The organism is Neisseria sp. P0021.S005, assembly GCF_051956955.1.
The window spans coordinates 1-1,815 of sequence record NZ_JBQCWY010000621.1 but is presented as its reverse complement, the minus strand read 5'-3'; the positions used below and the strand labels follow the sequence as shown (position 1 = coordinate 1,815).

Annotated in this window: 2 protein-coding genes and 1 pseudogene; 2 read left to right on the top strand and 1 reads right to left on the bottom strand. The window is 47.3% G+C overall.

What is annotated here, in order from left to right; genetic code table 11:
- Positions 1-114: pseudogene (locus ACTHUE_RS17585) on the bottom strand (DNA ligase); the annotation flags it as partial.
- A 111-nt stretch (positions 115-225) separates the two neighbouring features.
- On the opposite strand from ACTHUE_RS17585, the gene ACTHUE_RS17580 reads away from it, so the two are divergent.
- A complete protein-coding gene (locus ACTHUE_RS17580) occupies positions 226-864 on the top strand; it encodes an MBL fold metallo-hydrolase (RefSeq protein WP_107792176.1) in 639 nt (212 codons plus the stop codon).
- Positions 865-1,323: 459 nt separating this feature from the next.
- Positions 1,324-1,815 (top strand): outer membrane protein assembly factor BamE (locus ACTHUE_RS17575; protein ID WP_440424070.1); only part of this gene is annotated, 492 nt, incomplete at its 3' end.

Below are 1,815 nucleotides of genomic sequence, written 5' to 3'. Positions count from 1 at the left end.
ACTCATGGCCCAACCGGCAATATCTTGATTTTTATATTCCTGCGCCAACAACAAATCTGCACCAAACGCCGCAGAGATGAAAGAAGCCGCAAAAATCGGTATCATGGTTCGCATTACATTATTCATAAGACACTTTTCCAGACTTGCTTTTTATTATATGTGCATAATAACAAAAGACCGTCTGAAACGTAAACAACATTAAATAAGCCTTTCCCAGGAACACCCATGGCACTCCAATTTGAAATCAACGCCGTTACCCCTTTCCGTCAAAACTGCACGCTGATTTGGGATGACGAAACTAAAGAAGCCGTTTTGACCGATGTCGGCGGCGACGTTCCCTATTTATTGCAACAAGTCCAAAACAAAGGCCTCAAGCTGACGGCCATTTGGCTGACCCACGGCCATCTTGACCACGCAGGCGGCGTGGTTGAACTTTTGAAAACCTGCGACGTACCCGTTCTCGGCCCGCACAAAGACGACGAATTCCTGCTCCAAGCCCTTCCGCAAACGACGGCGCAATACGGCTTCCCCGTTTCTCCGTCATTCACGCCGACACGCTGGTTGGAAGAAGGAGAAGCGCTCAAGGTCGGCAATCACAGCTTCCAAGTCCTCCACATTCCCGGCCACACTCCCGGCCAAGTCGTTTTTTACAACGCCGAAAATGAACTTTTAGTCGCAGGCGATGTTTTATTTTATGAGACTGTCGGTCGCACAGATTTTCCACGCGGCAATCATGATGACCTCATAAACAATATCTGCGCTAAACTATTAACCCTGCCCGAAACCACGCAAGTTATAGCCGGACACGGCCGTATGACCAGTATCGGGCATGAGAAAAGGTACAATCCGTTTCTGGTTCGTTAATATGAATGTTGTATAAAGCCAACATTTTGGCATACTCAGATTATGCGTATAAAAGAAAACTGGCATACAATTTGCAGGGATAACACCCGAAAGATTAAGTACCTAATCTCCGGCAAATGCCAAAAAGAACTAAAGCACAAAGATAACAAGGTATTACGCAATACAACCTGATTTATCGAAAACCGGACATCTCTAAACCCCAAGCCTTACTCGAAGTGAAATTGTTACAAAGTGACAATAAATGTCAGTCAGGCCGTCTGAACGGTTCTGCCGATTCAGGCGGATACAACGGAGATGAGGCGTAATGCCCTGCCGGAATGTGCCAATGTTCTGTTTGTCAAACCGTCGGGTACATCTTTAAGAAGCACAACATTATTTGGGTAAACCGGCAAACTCGCTGCCGGCACTAACAGGCCGTCTGAAAAGTTCGGCCGGTAAAATCAATAAAAGGATTATCAAATGAAAAAAATCGCAAAAGTAGGCTTCGTCCTGCTGGCTACCGGCCTGCTGGCCGCCTGTGCTACTAAGAGCAAAATCACTCCTGAAGGCACTACAGACGAGCCACGCTTCCCTAAACCTTACTCCCTGACCTTCAACAAAGACCGCGGTACATTCCCGACTTTTGACGAGCTGGATCAAATGCGTCCTGGCCTGACCAAAGACGACATCTACAAAATCCTCGGCCGTCCTCACTACGACGAAGGCATGGTTGGCGTGCGTGAATGGGACTACCTGTTCCACTTCTACACCCCAGGCGTAGGCGTTGACCCTGAAAACACTTCCGGTGTTGAAGGCATCACTACTTGCCAATACAAAGTGATCTACGACAAAGACAAATTTGCACGCAGCTTCTTCTGGAATCCAGTATTCCCTAAAGATGCTGTATGTCCTCCTCCAGCACCTACACCTAAACAAGAGCCTCAAGTGATCATCCGCGAGATCATTAAAGAA